This window comes from Streptomyces sp. NPDC047453, from assembly GCF_040643155.1.
Taxonomy (GTDB): Bacteria; Actinomycetota; Actinomycetes; order Streptomycetales; family Streptomycetaceae; genus Streptomyces.
In genome coordinates, this window is the sequence record NZ_JBEYTS010000098.1 from 1 (window position 1) to 19,427 (window position 19,427).

Genomic DNA, 19,427 nt, shown 5'->3' on the forward strand with positions numbered 1-19,427 from the left:
GCGTCACGCGACGGCCCGTCCTCCAACGGCAGAGGACATTACGGGCGAACAGCCGCACCGATCAGCGACCGAAACCCGCTGACGAATCGAGGTTAACGGTGGCACCGTATCGACCACTCGCATAATTGGCCGGTTGCGCGAGTTCTGCGAGAGGTCCGGAGTCGATCACGTTTACCAGCCGCCATCGTCCACCGACTTGGCCGCCGCCGCGTCCTTCAGGTGCCCGCGCGCCGCAGGCGACCGCGAGGACGTAGCCGACCTGGCGGTATTCCAGCGCGCTCCGCAGTTGCGGATTGCCTCCGTAGACCTAATGGGCAGTGGAGGAAGGGGGGCAGACGGCGATATCGGGAACCGCACCGTAGACCAGGGGCCCCGACCCCTGTGATGAGATTCGGTCGTCCGTCGCCGTCGTCCCCCTAACCTCCCGGCCGTAGGACTGGACGCCGATGTTGGTACGACGGCTTCCCGTTACCCGGATGTGAGCCCTTGGAAAAGAGCGGCGAGCACCGGCACCGGCACCGTGACCGAGCACATGATCAGACCGTTGACGCTTGTGGTCCGAGCCACCCGCAGGGAGCACCTCTTCCGTGTTCGGGAGCCGCCGAGTTCCTCCCAAGACCGAGGACCGTGCGGGTCGCTGGGGTCACGAACGGCTAATCGGATGACGGGCCATCGAGCCCTTCCATTAAGGAGACGCGTGCCCCACACGGCTGTGACCAGCCACGATCCGTGACTCGACCGAAAGGACGTGAAGCACTGTGAAGGTGTTCTGCGGCATCGACTGGGCCAGCGACCACCACGACGTGGCCATAGTCGACGACACCGGAACGTTACTGGCCAAAGCCCGGATCGAAGACACCGCCGAAGGGCTCGCCGAGCTGTTACAGCTCCTTGCCGAGCAGAGCGACACCGCCGAGGTCCCGGTCCCGGTGGCCATCGAGACCTCCCGGGGCCTGCTGGTCGCCTGCCTGCGCGCGACCGGCCGCCCCGTCTACGCAATCAACCCGATGGCCGCCGCCCGCTACCGCGACCGTCACGCGGTCTCCCGTAAGAAGTCCGACCACCTCGACGCGATGGTGCTGGCCAACATCCTGCGCACGGATGCCGCCGCCCACCGCCGGCTGCCCGCCGACTCCGAACTCGCCCAGGCCATCGCGGTCCTCGCGCGCGCCCAGCAGGACGCGGTGTGGGACCGCACCCAGGCCGCCAACAAGCTCACCTCGCACCTGCGCGAGTACTTCCCCGGCTTCCTCGCCGCGGTGGGCATCCGCCGCGAGGGCGTGTGCCACCCCATCGCGCGCACCCTGCTGGCCGCCGCCCCCACCCCCGACCAGGCCGCCCATCTCACCCGCGCCCAGCTGCGGTCCCTGCTGAAGAAGGCCGGCCGAAAGAACACCCTCGACGCCGAGGCCGACCGCCTCCACACCGCGCTCCGCCTGCCCCAGATGCGGCAACTCCCCCTGGACGAGCAGGCGATGGGACACCAGACGCTCGCGCTGCTGCGGCAGTTGGAGGCCGCCTGCGCCAGCGCCGACGACCTCGCCGAGGCCGCGGTGGAGACTTTTGAGAAGCACCCGGACGCCGAGATCATCACCAGCTTCCCAGGGCTCGGCACTCTCAGCGGCGCCCGGGTGTTCGCCGAGATCGGCGACGACCGATCCCGCTTCGCCGACGCACGCGGCCTGAAGGCCTACGCCGGGTCAGCCCCGATCACCAGGGCCTCGGGCAAGAGCGTGGCTGTCCTGGCCCGCCGGGTCAAGAACCAGCGGCTGGCGGCTGTCGGCTACATGGGCCTTCGCCGCCATGTCCCACTCCGACGGCGCCCGAGCCCACTACGACCGCCGCCGCGAGGCCGGAGACCGCCATACCTCCGCCCAGCGCAACCTGTTCAACCGCATGATCGGCTGCCTCCACCACTGCCTGACCCACCGCGTCTGCTACAGCGAAACCGTCGCCTTCCCCGTCCCGTCAGACGTTCAACTCACCCAGACCGCTTGACAGATCTTCTGCATCGGATGTCTCGTCTGCGGCCACCCAGGCTGCACGGATCCCGGCATCCAGGGTCCGGTCGATCATACGGAGGGCAAGCGCGGGCTTCGTGGCGAAGCCGACCTCCTCGGGAATCCCGGCCAACCGGCAGCGGGCCGCATCCGTGATCCACGAGCGCGGCACATACAGTTCCCGGTCGATCGCCGCGTACCGCGTCGGCTGGAATAGGCGAGGTAGACGGCGACCTGGCTGTTCTCGATGCGCCCGGCAGTGCCGGTGTATTGACGCTGCACGCCGACCGTGGCGGTACCCTTCTTCAGGTCGCCGGTCTCATCGACCACCAACACCGCGTCCTCATCATGCAGTTGCTCGATGGCGAAGCTGCGCAGATCGTCCCGGACCGCATCGGCATCCCACTTCGCCCTCGACAGCAGATGCTGCAGGCCGTACGGGGTGGCGTCGCCGGCGTGCTCGGCCAGCGTCCAGCAATTCTTGCGTGGCAGGTCCGACAAGAGCCCGAGCACGAACTCCCGTGCCCGCCGCCGTGGTACCACTCGGGTGAACCGTCCCGCGATGCGGCCCATCAGAGCCTCGAACATGTCCTGCCAGCGGGCTGGATCTATGCTGTGACCTGCGGCCACCGCCTGATCTTCTGTCTTCACACACCGATGATCAGCGGTGGTCGCATCCGTTTCGCATGCCGCCGATCGTTGAGCAGAAGATGCCGGGACGTCGGTGCCGTGATCGGGCTGACTCAGCCAAGCGACTACAAGGCAACAACGAGCGCGCAACGGATGGGTGGCGACACTGCGGCCAGACGCCGCTCGCCCCCTAACATCCGAGGGCAGGGGGCCCCACGCGCACCCCGGGCAGGGGGTTAAGCATGTCGTCGACCACTTCACGTCCGGTATTCCGGCACTTCGTCGGCGCCGTCGCGGTCGGCGTGGCCCTGGCCACAACCTCAGGATGCACGGTTCCCGCCGACGCCGTCGCCGGCATCTCCGTGACCGCCGACGGCCACCTGCTCGGCGTCATGATGGTCTGCGGACATCACATCGATGGCGCGACCCTCTACATGGACAGCGACGACGTCAACAAGCAGGTGACGGTCGGTAAATGGACCGCTGACCGCCCACTCACGCCGGGGCTCGCCACCTGGACCCTCGATTCACCTGCTGCTGGCTGGACCGCAACCAGATCCCTCGCTCCGCTCACCGCCAAGACCACCTACACGCTCTACGGGTGGACCAAAGACAACTCGTGGTCAGCGAACAGCATCTCCTTCACCCTGGCCGACCGGGACCGACTCACCCCAGGAAAGGTCCTCTACGACAGCATCTCGGACAACGGCGACGAACCCGCAATCACCGTCTCCATAGCGGAGTTCAAAGCCACGGCCTGCCAGAACATGTAACGCTACGGCACCTCCGACCAGGTCGAGGCACTCCCGTTGTCGGGAGGCACGCGCTCAACCCTCACCGCCGCAAGACACAAGATCACGATCTACAGCTGGAGTATCAGGGAACCAACCCGCCCTTGGCCATGGATACAGTCCAGACTAGGTCTATGGCCAAGGGCGAGCATCGTGCAACCTTCAAAGAGATCATGGACTCTCTGGACCCCGGGAACACCCATGAGGTCTGGCTCTCCGTCGTGAACACCGGCGTGATCGACGATTGGGCCGGGGGTACCTGGCACCTGACCGGAAAAGAACTGGATGTACGAGTCGCCCGACGACTCGCGATCAGTGCCGACCTCATGGTGTTGGGACGCGGAGGCAGCACTCAGTTGGAGGCTGTGCCCGCCGAGCAGCGCGCCGCAGTCTGGGAGACGGCCAGCCGACGCTACGAGGGTCCCGGCGGCAAGGTCGAAGGTCCCGAATGGCCGAAGGAACCGCTCTACTGCGCCTTCAAGTTCGCCTCGGAGGATGGACGAATCCTGCTGCTGATTGACGAGTCCTGCTGAAGTGGCGGAGCGCCGAGAGAAACCCCGGCCGCGTACCCGTTGCGTGCCCGTATCGAGGGGAGCGCGTAACCGGACTCTTTCGAACTGCTGCTCCAAGACGCAGGAAAAACCGCTTGCCAAGACCACGTGGGGCGGCTGACACCAGCGGCTGACACCAACAAGCGCGAACGACAACGGTCGGCGCCGGACCTCAGTGAACGATCGGCCGAGGCGCAGGCCCGGTTGACCGACGTCGACGGTCCCCTGTGATCGACCTGATAAAGATGAGGCTGCACCTCGAACGTCGTCTTCCGCGGTTGTCACTACAGGCCCGCCGCAGGGTCGCCGTCGCCGAGGCCTATCCACCAGTGCCCGTCATCCTTCAACCGCCCGCTGCCTGGCCGTACTCGCGTACGTACTTGGCCGGGGTAGGCCCGGGCTGCTTGTAAGCGGGCCCGGCCAGCGCGGCGATTCCCTTCACGTCTCCGTCCTTGAGTCGGCTGCTGGAAGCCCCGCATCCATCTGGCCCACGCCACGGAAGAACGCACTCGCGGTGGTCGGCGATGACGAAGGAGTAGACGTTGACCCGGTGGAGCAGCAGGTGGCTGAGCCCCTTGAGCTGCCGAACACCTGGCGGGCGTTCACCCCGGCGCCGACCAGGGGCGTGACGCGAAGCCATGGGTGTGCCTGCGCCAGATGCCTCAACGCGGGCTCGGCCGCCTGCTGGGCGCGGGCCTGCTGACCATCGCCGTCGAGCAGGGCTTCTTCAAGAAGGAGGGGCTGGATGTCCGAGTCCTGAACGCGAAGTCCGGCCCTGGACGCAGCCATGCTCCTCGGCATCGAGCGGCAGCAGGTCGACCAGCTCGTGCAGGCACAAGCCTGACCACCGCCTGCAGACCCTCCCGCACCAGACAGTGAGGCACGGGCGACAGTCATGGTGACCGCGCCCGCCGGTCAGCACGGTTTTCGGCGAGGCGGCATGCAGCCCTCCGAGCGGCCCACCCCTACTCCGAGGGCCAAGGGCGGCGCCGGCCCAGTTTGGGTCTGCGGTCAGGCGCCGTGCGGGGTCCCGGTAGTGGCCAGGGGGAACCGGAAGCGCATCCTCGTTGCTCTCGACGACCTCGCCGACCGTCGCGCCGGGATCGTGGCCACAACGACGACCTGCTCCGAGCCGACGACTACCTGACTGGTGACGACAACGACCGCGCGATCCCGCGCATCACCGGCTTCCCGCATCAGCGTGTCATTGATGCTCCGATCGGGCTGTGGACCGTACGGCAGCGGGATCGCCGCGCGGAGTGATCAGGCGTGGGCCGGGGGCGTGTTCGCACCCCCGCTACAGCTCGGCGTCATCCCTCGCTATGGGGCGCGTTTCGCGTGAGTAGACAGGGGTCGTCGCAGCCTCGGTGTGCCTTGCCCGTGTCGCGGCCAGGGTCGTGATCGGTGACCCTCTGCCGGGCACGAGGCGGGGGGCGAGTTCACGTTGGGTGAAGACCAGGACGTCTTCGTGCTGGATGACGGAGAGGGGGATGCCGGCGCGGCAGGCGTCGCGGACGTTCTCCCACTGCTGTTCCGCGCGGGAGCGGTCCGCGAGGTCACCAGCACGCCATGCCACCGTGCCGGTCCCCGGCCCCGCTAACGGAACTGGGGGTGCCACACATCCTGGGTGTGGCCCCCGTCGTCGACCACGGTGATGTCGGGCCACCGGTCGAAGGCGGAGCACGGGTGGGAGATTCCGAGGTCGACCTCGTCGCCCACCTTGAGGCCGTGGGCGCCCGTGAAGACCAGGTGGTGATCATAGATGTGGTCCGCGGTGGCCTGCGCGGCCGCCTGCGGCACTCCCTGTGCGTCGCGGGAGCCGACCAGGATCGGCAGCCCCGCGTCGTAGGGCAGCTCACGTTTCCCGGCGCCGACGACGATCCGTCCCGGTTCCGGTGCGGAGAGCACGACCGCCCGGACGGTCAGTGCTGCCCTCAGCCCCGGCAGGGGCGAGACATTCTCGTATGTGCCGTGGTCGTGGGTGACGTAGCATCCCGACCGCAGGACCGGCACCATCGGCACCGTCCCAGACCGCTCGGCAAGCTCCGAAAGGGCGTGAACGACCCGGTCCGGGAAGGCGGAGCCGCCCATGCTGAATATGGGCTGCGTGGTGTGGAACAGCGATGTCAGGCTGCGGAAAAGATCGACCGTCTTCCGGCAGTGGGCGTCGACCTCCGCAATTGTGGCGGCGTCCCGACGGTTGGGCCGGATGCCCTCATAGCCCGCGACACCGGCCAGGAGGATTCCTGGGGATTCCTGGGCGGCCACGGCGAGTTCATGCGCCGCGGCGGCCTCCCGTACGCCGGTCCGGCCTCCTTCCGCACCGACGTCGACAAGAAGTCGCAGGGGACTGTGCACCCCCTCCATGGCCGACCGCGCGAGGCTCAGCCCTGCCATCGAGTCCACGAAGCAATAGAGCTCAAGTTCAGGTGTTTCCTCGAGCCATCGCCGCATGAGGGCGAGGTCGGGGCGGTGGATCACCTCGTTGGCGATGAGGATGCGTCGTGCTCCCCAGCTCATCGCAATGCCGCCCTGCCGCACGGTCGCGACCGTGACGCCCCACGCCCCGGCGGCCATCTGCCGCTCGACAACAGGGCGCGTCATGGTGGTTTTGATGTGTGGGCACAGCTCGACGCCCTGATCGCGACACCAATCCGCCATGAGCTGGACATTGTGTTCCAGCGCGCGCAGGCTGAGCCGGAGGTCGGGCATCTCCCGCGCTCCCGTGAATAGCGTGTCGTCGTGGCTCATCGGCCCTCCAGATCGGTAGTCAGCCACGGCGGCGCGAAAGCGCGGTCGTCGCCACCGAGTTATGCACCGTGAATGCCACCGTGCCCGGCAGAAAGCGGTCCTCCGACCAGGCCAATGGCGTGCCCGCCGGATCCGTCACGCGCCGCCGCTCCCGTATCAGCGGCCCGCCGGCTGCACAGCCGAGCAGGCGCGCGTCCTCTGCGTCAGCGTAGACGAGGTCAATGGTGTGTTCGGCGTCGGCGAACACCACTCCGAGGTCCGCCAGTGGCTCGGTGTGCGAGATGGCATCGGGTTCCAGGCCGGCGATCATGGCGCCGACACGCTCAGGGTAAATAGTGCGTTCGATCATGATCGGCACGCGCGACAGCGTCCGCAGCCGCAGCACCCGGTGTATCTGCGACCCGGGTTCGAGAGCGAGTTGTTCACACTCCAACGGGCCGGCGGGACGGCATTCGACATCGATCGTGCGGCCGCCCGGCTCCTCTCCGATCGATCGTGCCCAGCGGGTGAAACTCAACAACTCGAAGAAGCTCTGAGTGCGTGCGGTGCCGAGTACGACGCGCCGCGTACCACGTCGGGACGTGACCAGGCCGTTGGCGCGCAGTACGGCCAGCGCCTGGCGAACGGTGCCGCGGGACACGTCGTACTGCTGGGCGAGTTCCTCTTCACTGGGCAGACGGCCGCCGGCCCCGTAGGCCCCCGAGGCTATGGCTTCCCGCAAGTCGGCTGCCAACTGCCGGTACCTGGCCCCGGCTGCGCGACCGCCTGCGCCTGCCATGCCGCTCTCCTTCGCCATCAACCACCTCCCGCTGCTCTGGATGACCTTATCCGCTGGTCGCAGCTGTTTACCAGCCAGGTTCCAACCACCCGGCCGGCGTACAACCTCTTCCCATGAAGCTTGCCCCTTCGCGTGCTGGTGTTCACCCTCTGGACACCCCCCTTCGCGGTAATGGCCCAAGTTGTACAGCCAACTTCACTCCACCTGGAGAACCTTGTGAAACTGCACGTTCGCACGGTGAGCCTCGCCTGCTCCGTCGTCATGGCCGCGGTTGGGCTCAGTGCCTGCAGCTCGTCCAGCAGCGCTGGGGTTGCTGGCAGCAGCAAGGCCGCGACCGCGACCTCGGCAGAAAACTTTGGCGGCATGGACGCCCTTGTCTCAGCCGCAAAAAAGGAGGGCAAGTTGAACGCCATCGCCCTTCCTCGCGACTGGGCGAACTACGGCCAGATCATCGACACCTTCGAGAAGAAGTACGGGATCAAGGTCGAGGTCGAGAACCCCGACGGTTCCAGCCAGGACGAGATCAGCGCGGTCGCCTCCCGCAAGGGCCAGGACCGGTCTCCGGACGTCATCGACGTGGGCAGCGAATTCGCCATGAGCGCGGCCGAGCAGAACCTCCTGGCGCCGTACCAGGTCAGCGCGTTCGACCAGATCCCGAAGACGCAGAAAGACCCCCAGGCCCGCTGGTACAACGATTTTGGCGGCTACGTCTCCATCGGTTGTGACGCGGCCCGCGTCAAGAAGTGTCCGAAGACCTTCTCCGAGCTGCTCGATCCGCAGTACAAGGGCCAGGTCGCGCTGACCGGCAACCCGACGAAGTCCGCCTCGGCCTTCGGCGCCGTGTACGCCTCGGCACTCGCCAACAAGGGCTCCCACGACAACGTCAAGCCCGGCCTGGACTTCTTCGCCCGCCTGAAGAGGGCCGGCAACTTCAACCCTGTCGAGTCGAGCCCTGCGACCATTCAGAAGGGCGAGACACCGATCAGCATCACCTGGGACTACCTCAACGCCGGCTACGCGGACCAACTCCGCGGCAAGGGTGTCGACTGGAAGGTCAGCATCCCGGTGGACGGCGTGTATGCCAATTACTACTCGCAGGCGATCGTGAAGTGGGCACCGCACCCGGCCGCGGCCCGCCTGTGGCAGGAATTCCTGTACAGCACCGAGGGTCAGAACCTGTGGCTCAAGGGCTACTCCCGCCCGGTGCTGATGCCCTCGATGAAGCAGGCTGGGACTCTCGACACGGCCTCCGCGGCCAAACTCCCGCCGGTACCCGACAACGGTGTGGGCGCCTTCCCGACCGAGGGCCAGGTAAGCAAGGCCAAGCAGGACGTCGCCCAGGGCTGGGGCCAGGCGGTCGCCGGATGAGTGCCATCCATACGGCGGCCGGCGGCGACAGCCGGACCCGTTCCGCCGGCCGCAGCCCCGGCCTCGGGGCCGCACGGCGGCGACGGCTTCCGCGCCTGGCGGGTTGGCTCGGTGTCGTGCCGCTGCTCGTATTCGCTGTCGTGGTGTTCGGCCTGGCTTTCGCGACGATGGTGTTCGGCGCGTTCACCACGCCCGAGACCGCGCCGGGTGGGGCCCACCTCACCGGCGCGAACATGAGCGCCTCGCTGCACGGCGCCTACCTGACCGCGCTGCTCGGCAGCGTCAAGCTCTCTGCCGTCTCCGCGTTGATCGCCACCGTCGTCGGCCTGCCGATCGCCCACGTGATCGTGACCTCGCGGTTCCACTCCCTGCGCAAGGCGGTGCTTGCGGCGTCGGGCGTGCTGGCGAACTTCGGCGGTGTGCCGCTCGCGTTCGCCTTCGTGGCGACGCTCGGCAACGCCGGCGTGCTGACCAGCCGCTTCCACCTGCGCAGCCATGGCTGGAACTTGTACGGCTTCTGGGGCCTGACCTTGGTCTACCTTTACTTCCTGATTCCGCTCATGGTGCTCACGCTCACCCCGGCTCTGGAGGGGCTGCGGCGGCAGTGGGGGGAGGCCGCCCGCAACAACGGTGCGAACGCCTTCCAGTACTGGACGCATGTCGCGCTGCCCATCCTCACGCCATCGCTCCTCGGCGGCTACGTATTGCTGTTCGGCAGCGCGTTCAGCGCTTATGCGACTGCCGCCGCGATGGTCGGCAGTTCGGTACCGCTGGTCACCATGCAGATCGCGGACGCGTTGTCCGGCAACGTCCTGGTCGGCCAGGGCAATGTCGCGCTCGCGCTCGGAGTCGACATGGTGCTGGTGGCGGGGCTCGTCATGGCCGTTCAGCTGCCGCTGCAGCGGAGGAGCGCGCGATGGCTTGCCTGAGTAAACTCCGATATGGGCGCGCCTTCGTGTTGCTGCTCACCGGTGCGTACTTCCTTGTTCCGATTGCCTGCGCCTTCGCCTTCAGCATCGGCGCCGGCGCTCCGGGCCAGAGCATCGACTTCGGGGCCTACAGCGGCATCCTCGGCGCCAGCGGCTTCACCGACAGTCTGACGCTGACTCTGACACTGGCCGCCGCCACCATCGTGCTCGTGCTGGGGCTGCTCGTGCCTGCCCTGGTCACCGTACGGCTGGCCGCACCGCGCCTGCGCACACTCGTCGAGATCGTGTGCATGCTGCCGTTGGTGGTACCTGCTGTTGCCCTTGTCGCCGGAATCAGCGCGGTGTTGCGCTGGGGACCGGACCACTTCGCCGGCACCCCGGTCTTCCAGGCCCTGGTAGCGATCCAGGATCAGAACTTCCCCTTCGTCCTGGTGCTCGCGTACACGCTGATGGCACTGCCGCTGGCGTACCGCACACTCGACGCCGGGATCGCAGCCATCGACCTGCGGATGCTTGTCGAGGCCGCCCGGGCCTGCAGGGCGCCGTGGCCGCGCACCCTCCTGCAGGTGGTGCTGCCCAACCTGCGTGGGGCGCTGCTCAACACGGCGTTCCTGACCCTGGCGCTGGTGCTGGGTGAGTACACCGTCGCCGCGATCCTCGGCTACCAGCCGTTGGCCGTGTGGATCCTCGCCATCAGCGGGTCGCAGGCGCAGATGTCGGTGGCCGTGTCGGTGATGGGCCTGCTCGTCACCTGGGTGCTGCTGTTGATCGTCGCCACCGCCGGACGCGCTCGCCATCCCAAGGAGACCTCATGACCGACCTGGTAAGCGATGTCAAAACCATCACCCCGGCACGGACCGGTGCCACCGTCGAGTTCCGCGGGCTGCGCCGCTCCTTCGGCGCCACGACCGCGCTGGACGGCCTGGACCTGACGGTCGAGCCGGGTGAACTCGTGGCGCTGCTCGGCCCCTCCGGATGCGGCAAGACCACCGCGCTGCGAACCCTCGCCGGGTTCGAGCGGCCCGACTCGGGCGAGGTGCTCGTGGACGGCGAGGACATCACGGGTGTCCCCGCGCACCGACGCGACGCGGGCATGGTGTTCCAGTCCTACAGCCTCTTTCCGCATCTGACCGCCCTCGACAACGTCGCCTTCGGGCTGCGGATGAGCGGCATCCGCAAAACCGAGCGGCGGGCTCGCGCCGCCGAACTCCTCGAGCTGGTCGGACTGCAGCAGCATGCCGGCCACTATCCGCATCAGCTGTCCGGAGGCCAGCAGCAGCGGGTCGCGCTGGCGCGGGCTCTGGCACTGCAGCCACGCGTGCTGCTGCTCGACGAGCCGCTGTCGGCGCTCGACGCACAGGTACGGCTGACGCTGCGCGAGGAGATCCGCCGCCTCCAGCAGAAGCTGGGCATCACAACCCTTTTCGTGACACACGACCAGGAGGAAGCCCTCTCCATGGCCGACCGGGTCGCAGTGATGCGTGCCGGGCGACTGGAGCAGTGCGCGCCCCCGGCGGAGCTGTACGAACGCCCCGCGACCGCGTTCGTTGCCGAGTTCGTGGGGGTGATGAGCCGGATCCCCGCCCGGACCGGGGCAGACGACGGGACCGTGCACGTGCTCGGCCGCAGGCTGCCGGTCAACGGGAGGCTGCTCGGCACCGAGGCCGTCGGTGGCACCGGTGAGATGGACGTACTGGTACGGCCGGAGGCAGTCGAGGTCACGGCGGACAAGAACGGTACGTCCCGGATCATGGGCGCGGCGTTCCTGGGCGCGACCTCGCGGTTGACCGTGCGGCTGGCCAACGGCGCCGAGGTGTCGGCCGACGTTCCCACACACGCCATGACCACGCTCCCGGTCGGTGCGGCGGTGACGCTGACGCTGCCGGAACGGCCCGTGCTGGTGGACCGCCGCCGCGCAAGCGACGGCGGGGGGAGCTGACGGCCGAGACCGATGCCCCACCAGAAGACGCCGTCGGTTTCCCTCGACCCGGCTGAAGACCCCTTTGCTGGACGCGGAGCGCCTTCTGCTTCCGCTCTTGACTCCCTGATGGAGAAACGCACCTTGGAGCACCGCATCGCCGCGCCCGTCATTCCTGCTGCCGTTCTGTTCGACATGGATGGCACGCTCGTCGACACCGAGCGGCTGTGGGGGGCTGCGGTGGAACAGGTCGCCAACCGGATCGGGCGGCCACTGACCGACGCGGACACCCCTCATGTACTGGGTCGCCCGGCTGCGTACACTGCTGCCCACCTGCACCGCACGGGTGCTCCGGCGGCCTGCGACCCCGGCGCACTCGCCAGCGAACTGGATGCCGAGTTCGCCGCCCGGGTCGCCCGCGATCTCGTCCCGCGTCCGGGCGTACTGCGCCTGCTGGACGAACTGGCCACGGCCGGCGTGCCCGCAGCGATCGTCTCCGCCTCGCCGCGCCATGTCGTCGACCTCGTGCGAACGGCGCTGGGGGCGGACCGGTTCACGCTGACCTTCGCAGTCGAGGACACCCTCCGCACCAAGCCGGCGCCTGACCCGTACCTGGCCGCAGCCGCCGCTCTGGGCGTCGATCCGCACGCGTGCGTGGTCGTCGAGGACACCCCCACGGGTGTCGCCTCGGCCGAGGCCGCCGGGTGCTTGGTGCTCGCCGTGCCCTCCACCGTACCGATCCGGCCCGCGGCCAACCGGACAGTCCTCGACTCCCTGGAGCGGGCCGACCTGGCCCTGCTCGGCTCCCTCGTCACCTCAGCGGAAAGGAACTGACACCATGGACGACATCCGCCACGTCGTGATCCTGATGCAGGAGAACCGCAGTTTCGACCACTACTTCGGCGCGTTGAACGGCGTACGCGGCTTCGACGACCGCCAGGCGCTGACGTTTCCGAACGGCGACAGCGTCTTCCGTCAGCCCGCACTGTCCCGGCCCGACGGCGGGTTCCTGCTGCCTTACCGGATGGACTCCACCAAGTTCAACGCGCAGAACGCGGACGGCCTGCCGCACGACTGGGAGAGCGGTCACGAGGCCATCAACAACGGCGCGATGAACCGCTGGACGTCCGCCAAGGGCGAGCAGAGCATGGGCTACCTCACCCGTGAGGACATCCCCTACCAGTACGCGCTGGCCGACACATTCACTCTGTGCGACGGGTACTTCTGCTCACTGGCCGGACCCACCAGTCCCAACCGCCTCTACCTGTGGAGCGGCACGGCCGGCCCGGGCCGCGACGGCACGACCGGCCCGTGGATCGACAACACTCCGCTGCCCGAAAGCCCGGTCTGCGACTGGACCACCTACGCGGAGCGCCTGTCGGCCGCCGACGTCAGCTGGCGCGTCTACCACACTCCCGGCCTGGACGAGCGCGAGGGCAACTACGAGGACAACGCCCTCGAGTACTTCGGCCAGTTCCACCACTTCGACAAGGACGACCCCCGCTACATCGACGCGATGACGAAGTGGGATCTGTCGGCGTTCGACGCGCACTGCAAGGACGGCACCCTGCCGACGGTGTCCTGGCTGGTCTCGCCGTACCTGTTCTGCGAGCATCCGACCGCCAGTCCCGCCTACGGCGCACACTGGGTCAACACCGCCCTTCAGTCGGTGTTCGCGAACCCGGAGGTGTGGCGGCACACCGTGTTCCTCGTCATGTACGACGAGAACGACGGCTACTTCGACCACGTGGTGCCGCCGTTCCCGCCCGGGGGAACCCCCGACGAGTTCGTGGACGGGCAGCCGATCGGGCTGGGCAACCGCGTGCCGCTGTGGGTGGTCTCGCCGTGGTCGCGGGGCGGCTGGGTCAACTCCCAGGTCTTCGACCATACCTCCGTCCTGCGCTTCCTCGAGCTCGTCACCGGCGTGCGGGAGCCCAACATCTCGGAGTGGCGCCGCGCCGTGTGCGGCGACCTCACGAGCTGCTTCGACTTCACCCGGCCCGACTTCTCGATCCCCGTACTGCCGGACACCCATGCGCTGGTGGAGCAGGCTGACGCAGCGATGGAACTGCCGCCAGTGCAGCTCCCAGCACCGGGCGCACAGACCGTGCCGACGCAGGAACCCGGCGGCGCGCGCCCGCATCGGCCACTGCCGTACCGCCCATGGGCTGACATTGAGGTGGACCGCGCCACCGGCAAGGTCACCTGCATGCTCGTCAACGAGGGACCTGAGGCCTTCCATTTCACGGTGTTCCCGAATATCCATCGGCCCTTCGCGGGAACGCCGTTCACCGTCGCGTCGCACAGCACCGACACCTTCGTGTGGGACACGGTGCGTACCGTCGGGCGCTACGACTTCACGGTCCACGGTGCCGACGGTTTCGTCTGCCGCTTCGCTGGAACGGCGGCGGGAGTCGATCAGGACGACATCGCCGTCCCCCGGGTGACGGCGGTCCTGCGGGGCAGCGAGCCGGAGAACTCGTCGGTCGAGTTGCTGCTGGCCAACGACGGCGGGACGGCCGTGTCCTTCACGGTCACCCCGAACGACTTCGGCGGCGCGGTGCACACCCGGCTGGTCGGTCCGGGCGAGCAGGCCGTCCTGCCCTGGCCCACGGACGGTGGACGATATGACGTGACCGTCACGACCGACGACGACACGGGCTTCGCCCAGCGGTATGCGGGGACGCTGCACGCGGTCGGAGCAGCGCCGTCCATGGCGCGCTGATCACGACGGTTCGCAGATCGCTCGTCGATGCCGGAACGGCGTTCACGCCACTGCCGTCGAACTCCATGGCTGACGGGGCCCAGCCGCTCTGCACCCCGGCCGAGCGGCTGGGCCGAGCCACTCTCCGGGATGCTTACCTGGCGCTGTCCCAGTTGCAGGGCCACGTTCAGCAACCGCCGTTCGCCCACTGCAGCGCGGCCAGTGCCCGCGCTGCGACCGTGGTGACGGCGGCGCAGGGCGAAGTCGTCGACGCCGATCACCCGCGGAACCTCGTGGTGCGGCACCGGCAGGCGCCGTAGCAGACGCAGAGCTGTGCTGCGGGACACCGGCGCGGCCAGGCGAGACTGGTGGCCGCACGACCGCACAACTCCGGTGCCACCTCCGAGATCTGGCCCGTCAGCCGCACCGTCCAACGCTGATGACGTTTCAGTAGCCCCGGGGATCTGCTCGCGGAAGGTCTGCCGTCGACATCCCAGAACCGGGCAGACCAACCGCCGCACACGCAGATGCACAACAACCTGACGGCCGTCCACCGGCACGTCCGCCACCGTCCGGCCGTGATACCCATGCACCTTCGCCGTCGGCGTCCCACACACCGGTCATGACACCGCAGCATCCCGGCTCCGCGCCGTAACCAGCACCGCATCACCTCTATCCGCCACGTCCTCGACGACCAGCACCGAGAGTGCATGGTTGATGTGTGCCGCCGGATGCACGCCGACAGGGCCGCCGACATTTGTCCATACCGTCGGCGGTCGCGCCGGGACTGACACGAAGAAGGTAGAGCCGCATGACGCCTCGCCCCCACGCCAGCCCGCGGCCGGGCCCGCGGTGCACTCCGGCAGCCACGGCAAGCCCTGGCCGGTAGTCGTACACGATCTTGTACGGCGGGAAGTCATGCGGCACCTGCTTGCCTCATCCGGCCCCACCATCGTGCACCACTGTCTGGCGCCAGCCCCCGATAGCCTGGGTTGGCGGCTGCCACGAGCGGGAGTCTCTCTGCGAGCAGCCCCTCTCGGTGATGCGTGCAGGATCTCATCGATCTCGGCGCGTTCGGAGCCTGGTCCTGCCGGAGTAGGCCTTCAGACACGTTCGGCGGACATACGGGAGTGAGGGAGCAAGTGGAATCTCGGAGATTTCACTGGCCCCTATATGGTCAGGCGGCTGTGGCCACCTTCCCGGGCCTGCATCTCTCAACACCGGGTGATACAAATGACACATGGTGGCATTTTTAGGCTGCCGTTGTTCTGGGCAGTCCAAAAATTCGACCGACGTGGTGGCGCGGGTCCCGAGAGGGATCGTGAAGACAGGCGTATCACGTCGCGGCGCCGACCCGGGCAGCGCTTGCGGCCCCTGCTGAACACACAGAGCATCGCCGGGCAGGTCTTCCTCCTGCAGGTGGCGATTGTGCTGCTGACCATTGCTTCTGCGGTCTTGGCCCTCGTGTTCCTGGCACGCAGTGAGAGCACGCGGAATGCTCGCGACCGCTCGGTCACCGCCGCCGAGATGTTCGCCCATGCGCCGGGGATCCAGCAAGCGCTGAAGTCACCGAATCCTACGGCGGTGCTCCAGCCGCTGACCGAGGCGGCCCGTAAGCGCGCCGGTGTCAATTTCATCGTCGTGTCGAATACGCATGGGATCCGTTACACACAGACAAATCCAGCACTCATCGGAAAGAAGATGGTGGCCACTATCGGACCGGTGCTGGCCGGCCACACGTACGTCGAGAGAGTCCAGGATCCTCTCGGCTATGAGATACAGGCGACGGCCCCGGTGATCGATGCTCATGGCACGGTCGTGGGCATGGTGAGCGCCGGGCTCAGGGTCAGCAAGATCAACAGCGCGGTCTATCGGACGCTACCGATCCTCGCCGGCGGTGGTGCCGCAGCGCTTGCCGTGATCACCGCTGGTACGGCGCTGGCGGGCCGACGGCTGCGGCGCCAGACCCGCGACCTCGGGCCCGCAGAGATCACCCGCATGTACGAGCACCACGATGCGGTACTGCACTCGGTCCGCGAGGGCGTGTTCATCACGGACGGCGGGCGGTCGCTCCTGCTCGCCAATGACGAGGCGCAACGCCTGCTCGACCTGCCCCCGGACGCAGAAGGACGCCCCGTCACCGCCCTCGGCCTGGATCCTGGCATATCGGAACTACTGGCCTCCGGACGTGTTGCCACCGACGAAGTACACCCGGCAGGGGACCGCCTGCTGGCCGTGAACCAGCGCCCCACGGATCTCTACGGAGGACCGCCCGGCAGCGTGGCGACGCTCCGGGACACCACCGAGCTACGCGCCCTTTCGGGGCGAGCCAAGGTAGCGCGCGAGCGCCTGAAGCTGTTGTACGACGCCAGCGTGTACATCGGCACCACCCTCGACGTGCGACGGACGGCCGAGGAACTGGCAGAGGTGACGGTGCCCCGGTTCGCGGATTTCGTCACGGTCGACCTGGTCGACCCCGTCCTGCAGGGTGAGGAGCCGGTGGGTACGACCTTCCGCCGTACGGCCCTCAGCGGCATCCGCGACGACCATCCCCTCTACCCGCAGGACCAACTGATCACCTTCGCTCCGAGCGGGCCGCATGCCCAGGCTCTCCACCTGGGGCAGGCGGTAGCCGTGCCGGATCTGAGCGACGACCCATCGTGGTGGCAGCAGGATGCCGAGCGTGCACAACAGGCGCTCGCGTACGGATTCCACTCCCTCATCACGGTCCCGCTGCGGGCACGAGGAGCTGTCCTGGGCATAGCGGCCTTCTGGCGCTCGGAACGACCCGATGCCTTCGACGTGGATGACCGGACTCTCGCCGAAGAACTGGTCACGCACGCCACAGTGTGCATCGACAACGCCCGCCGCTACACCCGCGAACACACCCTGGCGGTCACCCTCCAGCGCAGCCTGCTCCCCCGTGGCGTACCCGGGCAGGACGCCGTCGAGGTGGCCTCCCGCTACCTGCCGGCTCAGGCCGGGGCGGGCGGGGACTGGTTCGACGTCATCCCACTGCCGGGGGCCCGGGTCGCCCTCGTGGTCGGCGACGTGGTCGGGCACGGCGTGCATGCCGCGGCGACCATGGGCCGACTGCGAATCGCCGTCCGTAACTTTTCCGCTCTGGACCTACCACCCGACGAACTCCTCAGCCACCTTGACGAGTTGGTCACCGAACTCGACCAAGAGGAAGGAACCGACACCAGCGGCGAAGGAATCACCGGAGCCACCTGCCTGTACGCCATCTACGACCCGGTCACCGGCCGGGCCACCATGGCCCGCGCCGGTCACCTAGGCCCCGCGCTGATCCGCCCCGACGGCACCGTCGCCTTCCCCGAAGTACCCGCCTCCCCACCACTCGGCCTGGGCGGGGAACCGTTCGAGACAGCAGACCTGCAGATGCCCGAGGGAAGCCAACTCGTCCTCTACACCGACGGACTCCTCACAGACCGCAACCGCGACATCGACACCGGCCTCGACCTGCTGCGCACCGCGCTGACCGGCAGCACGGACCGCAACCCCGAGGAGACCTGCGCGGCGGTCTGCGACACCATGCTGCCCCCGCAACCAAGCGACGACATCGCCCTGCTGGTCGCCCGCACCCGCCTGCTACCCCCCGAACAGGTCGCCGACTGGGACGTGCCGTCCGACCCTGCGGCCGTCTCCCAGGTCCGCGCCTCATGCACCCGCCAACTCGAGGCGTGGGGGCTGCAGGAACTGGGTTTCACCGCCGAGCTGATCCTCAGCGAGCTGGTCACCAACGCCATCCGCTACGGCTGCGCGCCGGTACGGGTCCGGATCCTGCGCGACAGCAGCCTTATCTGCGAGGTTTCCGATGCCAGCAGCACCTCCCCCCACCTGCGCCGCGCCAAGACCACCGACGAGGGCGGCCGTGGGCTGTTCCTGGTGGCCCAGTGCTCCGAAAGGTGGGGGACGAGGTACACGGCCAGGGGCAAGGTCATCTGGACCGAGCAGTCCCTGACCGGCGGGCAGCAGGAGGTGTTCATCCCCTTGCTGGACGATCTGGCCGGATAGCGCAGCAGCCCATCGTGCCGACGCCTGGCTGCACGTTCCGTACGTGCAGGAGTAGAGGTTGCCTGTGCACGCGGCCGAGATGCCTGACCGCGGCATGCGGGAGGCGGTCGAGAAGCTGCCGAAGCACCTCGACACCCTCCTCGCCAAGGAACTGTAGGGCGGTGCCGAACTACTGTCCGGCGGTCAGTGGCAGCGCCTGGTCTGCGGACGCGCGCTCTACTGGACCATCGTCATGGATCAGGCCGTATCACCGAACAGGGCACCTACGACGAACTCTCGCACGGCAGGGGCACATTCGCGCAACTCCTGGCCTTGTCCACCGACCGCTGACCATCGGCGGAACCGTTGACCCCACCATGCCGGGATCCCTGGTCCGGCTCATCACCGGAGTACAGGTGATCCCCGCCACCGCACTGCCACCAGGATGCCGACGCCCGCAGGCGGAGTGCCACCGCCTGCGCGCAGACGCTCGGCGGAGTGCCCTGTGGGACCATCTCCGGCTCACCGGCGAGGCGCCGACGGGTGAACCACGTTTCAGCGCTGCGGGCTCCGGCCGGGCCGGCGCCCAGGGGCGGGTCAGGCGTAGTGGCGGTAGACGGCCTGCGCCACACAGGCGGGCTCGTCGCTGCCCTCGACCTCCACGGTGAAGGTGAGGGGCATCTGCACGCCTTGCCCTTGACTTCCTGCACGGTTCCGACGGCACCGTGCAGGCGGATCCAGGTCGAAGCCGACGGGCTGAACTTCACGATCGACGGGAGAAGCACGAGGCCCGCGGCCCCTGCCGCGGCGGTCCGTTCCAGCAGGGCGAGGGCTGCGGACCGGTCGGTCACACCCCCCAGGACGAGTTCGCCCGGCTGGCCCGCGGTGTCACCGGGCACGGCCAGGGCGACGTCGTGCACCTCGGCGTTCCCGGCCGGGACGACCGTACGCAGAAGCCCGGCCCCCAGGGAATCCACGAGGTCGGACACGGTG

13 protein-coding genes and 4 pseudogenes are annotated in these 19,427 nt (G+C 68.2%); 13 read left to right on the forward strand and 4 right to left on the reverse strand.

Annotated features, from left to right (window positions below; genetic code table 11):
• Positions 1–758 precede the first annotated feature (758 nt).
• Positions 759–1,998 (forward strand): annotated as a pseudogene (locus ABZ818_RS38755) (IS110 family transposase).
• Between the two features lie 21 nt (positions 1,999–2,019).
• Here ABZ818_RS38755 and ABZ818_RS38760 read toward each other — a convergent pair.
• Positions 2,020–2,573: pseudogene (locus tag ABZ818_RS38760) on the reverse strand (IS701 family transposase); the annotation flags it as partial.
• Positions 2,574–2,872: 299 nt separating this feature from the next.
• Here ABZ818_RS38760 and ABZ818_RS38765 point away from each other — a divergent pair.
• Together ABZ818_RS38765 and ABZ818_RS38770 are read left to right on the forward strand one after the other, a co-directional pair.
• A complete protein-coding gene (locus ABZ818_RS38765; RefSeq protein WP_361425821.1) occupies positions 2,873–3,403 on the forward strand; it encodes a hypothetical protein in 531 nt (176 codons plus the stop codon).
• Positions 3,404–3,555: 152 nt separating this feature from the next.
• Positions 3,556–3,954 carry a hypothetical protein gene (locus ABZ818_RS38770; protein ID WP_361425824.1) on the forward strand — a complete coding sequence of 133 codons (399 nt, stop codon included), beginning with the start codon at positions 3,556–3,558 and terminating at the stop codon, positions 3,952–3,954.
• A gap of 1,614 nt (positions 3,955–5,568) precedes the next feature.
• Here the strand turns inward: ABZ818_RS38770 and ABZ818_RS38775 are convergent.
• Entirely contained in the window at positions 5,569–6,723 is a 1,155-nt protein-coding gene (locus ABZ818_RS38775; protein WP_361425827.1) for an alanine racemase, read from the reverse strand.
• Positions 6,724–6,742: 19 nt separating this feature from the next.
• A complete protein-coding gene (locus ABZ818_RS38780; protein WP_361425830.1) occupies positions 6,743–7,519 on the reverse strand; it encodes a GntR family transcriptional regulator in 777 nt (258 codons plus the stop codon).
• A gap of 243 nt (positions 7,520–7,762) precedes the next feature.
• Here ABZ818_RS38780 and ABZ818_RS38785 point away from each other — a divergent pair, with 243 nt between their 5' ends.
• The 7 genes from ABZ818_RS38785 to ABZ818_RS38815 all read left to right on the forward strand — a co-directional run bounded on the left by ABZ818_RS38785 (position 7,763) and on the right by ABZ818_RS38815 (position 14,740).
• Positions 7,763–8,869 carry an extracellular solute-binding protein gene (locus tag ABZ818_RS38785; RefSeq protein WP_361425854.1) on the forward strand — a complete coding sequence of 369 codons (1,107 nt, stop codon included), beginning with the start codon at positions 7,763–7,765 and terminating at the stop codon, positions 8,867–8,869.
• On the forward strand, positions 8,866–9,798 hold the full coding sequence (locus ABZ818_RS38790; RefSeq protein WP_361425833.1) for an ABC transporter permease subunit: 933 nt from the start codon (positions 8,866–8,868) through the stop codon (positions 9,796–9,798). Before ABZ818_RS38785 ends, ABZ818_RS38790 begins: the two co-directional genes overlap by 4 nt.
• Positions 9,786–10,613, forward strand: coding sequence for an ABC transporter permease subunit (locus ABZ818_RS38795; protein WP_361425836.1), 828 nt, complete (start codon positions 9,786–9,788; stop codon positions 10,611–10,613). The genes ABZ818_RS38790 and ABZ818_RS38795 overlap by 13 nt, the downstream gene beginning before the upstream one ends.
• A complete protein-coding gene (locus tag ABZ818_RS38800; RefSeq protein ID WP_361425839.1) occupies positions 10,610–11,737 on the forward strand; it encodes an ABC transporter ATP-binding protein in 1,128 nt (375 codons plus the stop codon). Before ABZ818_RS38795 ends, ABZ818_RS38800 begins: the two co-directional genes overlap by 4 nt.
• Positions 11,738–11,845: 108 nt before the next feature.
• A complete protein-coding gene (locus tag ABZ818_RS38805; RefSeq protein WP_361425842.1) occupies positions 11,846–12,550 on the forward strand; it encodes an HAD family phosphatase in 705 nt (234 codons plus the stop codon).
• 4 nt (positions 12,551–12,554) lie between these two features.
• Positions 12,555–14,441, forward strand: a complete 1,887-nt coding sequence (locus tag ABZ818_RS38810; RefSeq protein ID WP_361425845.1) for a phosphocholine-specific phospholipase C — start codon at positions 12,555–12,557, stop codon at positions 14,439–14,441.
• 65 nt (positions 14,442–14,506) lie between these two features.
• Positions 14,507–14,740 carry a hypothetical protein gene (locus ABZ818_RS38815; protein ID WP_361425857.1) on the forward strand — a complete coding sequence of 78 codons (234 nt, stop codon included), beginning with the start codon at positions 14,507–14,509 and terminating at the stop codon, positions 14,738–14,740.
• Here ABZ818_RS38815 and ABZ818_RS38820 read toward each other — a convergent pair.
• Positions 14,663–15,139 (reverse strand): annotated as a pseudogene (locus ABZ818_RS38820) (transposase family protein); the annotation flags it as partial. The gene ABZ818_RS38815 and the pseudogene ABZ818_RS38820 overlap by 78 nt on opposite strands.
• Positions 15,140–15,653: 514 nt before the next feature.
• Between ABZ818_RS38820 and ABZ818_RS38825 the strand changes: the two are divergent.
• From ABZ818_RS38825 to ABZ818_RS38835, 3 genes and pseudogenes are all read left to right on the forward strand, one after another.
• Positions 15,654–18,455 (forward strand): SpoIIE family protein phosphatase, encoded by a 2,802-nt coding sequence (locus tag ABZ818_RS38825; protein ID WP_361425848.1) that lies wholly within the window; start codon positions 15,654–15,656, stop codon positions 18,453–18,455.
• Positions 18,456–18,546: 91 nt separating this feature from the next.
• Positions 18,547–18,785 (forward strand): annotated as a pseudogene (locus ABZ818_RS38830) (ABC transporter ATP-binding protein); the annotation flags it as partial.
• Positions 18,786–19,159: 374 nt separating this feature from the next.
• Positions 19,160–19,427: hypothetical protein (locus ABZ818_RS38835; RefSeq protein WP_361425851.1), on the forward strand; the 268-nt coding region annotated here is incomplete at its 3' end.

Coding starts and splice junctions, on each gene's coding strand:
- ABZ818_RS38775 (WP_361425827.1), bottom strand. CDS start 6,723: ATGAGCCACGACGACACGCTATTCACGGGAGCGCGGGAGATGCCCGAC.
- ABZ818_RS38815 (WP_361425857.1), top strand. CDS start 14,507: ATGGCTGACGGGGCCCAGCCGCTCTGCACCCCGGCCGAGCGGCTGGGC.
- ABZ818_RS38810 (WP_361425845.1), top strand. CDS start 12,555: ATGGACGACATCCGCCACGTCGTGATCCTGATGCAGGAGAACCGCAGT.
- ABZ818_RS38795 (WP_361425836.1), top strand. CDS start 9,786: ATGGCTTGCCTGAGTAAACTCCGATATGGGCGCGCCTTCGTGTTGCTG.
- ABZ818_RS38765 (WP_361425821.1), top strand. CDS start 2,873: ATGTCGTCGACCACTTCACGTCCGGTATTCCGGCACTTCGTCGGCGCC.
- ABZ818_RS38785 (WP_361425854.1), top strand. CDS start 7,763: ATGGCCGCGGTTGGGCTCAGTGCCTGCAGCTCGTCCAGCAGCGCTGGG.
- ABZ818_RS38790 (WP_361425833.1), top strand. CDS start 8,866: ATGAGTGCCATCCATACGGCGGCCGGCGGCGACAGCCGGACCCGTTCC.
- ABZ818_RS38805 (WP_361425842.1), top strand. CDS start 11,846: ATGGAGAAACGCACCTTGGAGCACCGCATCGCCGCGCCCGTCATTCCT.
- ABZ818_RS38800 (WP_361425839.1), top strand. CDS start 10,610: ATGACCGACCTGGTAAGCGATGTCAAAACCATCACCCCGGCACGGACC.
- ABZ818_RS38780 (WP_361425830.1), bottom strand. CDS start 7,519: ATGGCGAAGGAGAGCGGCATGGCAGGCGCAGGCGGTCGCGCAGCCGGG.
- ABZ818_RS38825 (WP_361425848.1), top strand. CDS start 15,654: ATGACACATGGTGGCATTTTTAGGCTGCCGTTGTTCTGGGCAGTCCAA.
- ABZ818_RS38770 (WP_361425824.1), top strand. CDS start 3,556: ATGGCCAAGGGCGAGCATCGTGCAACCTTCAAAGAGATCATGGACTCT.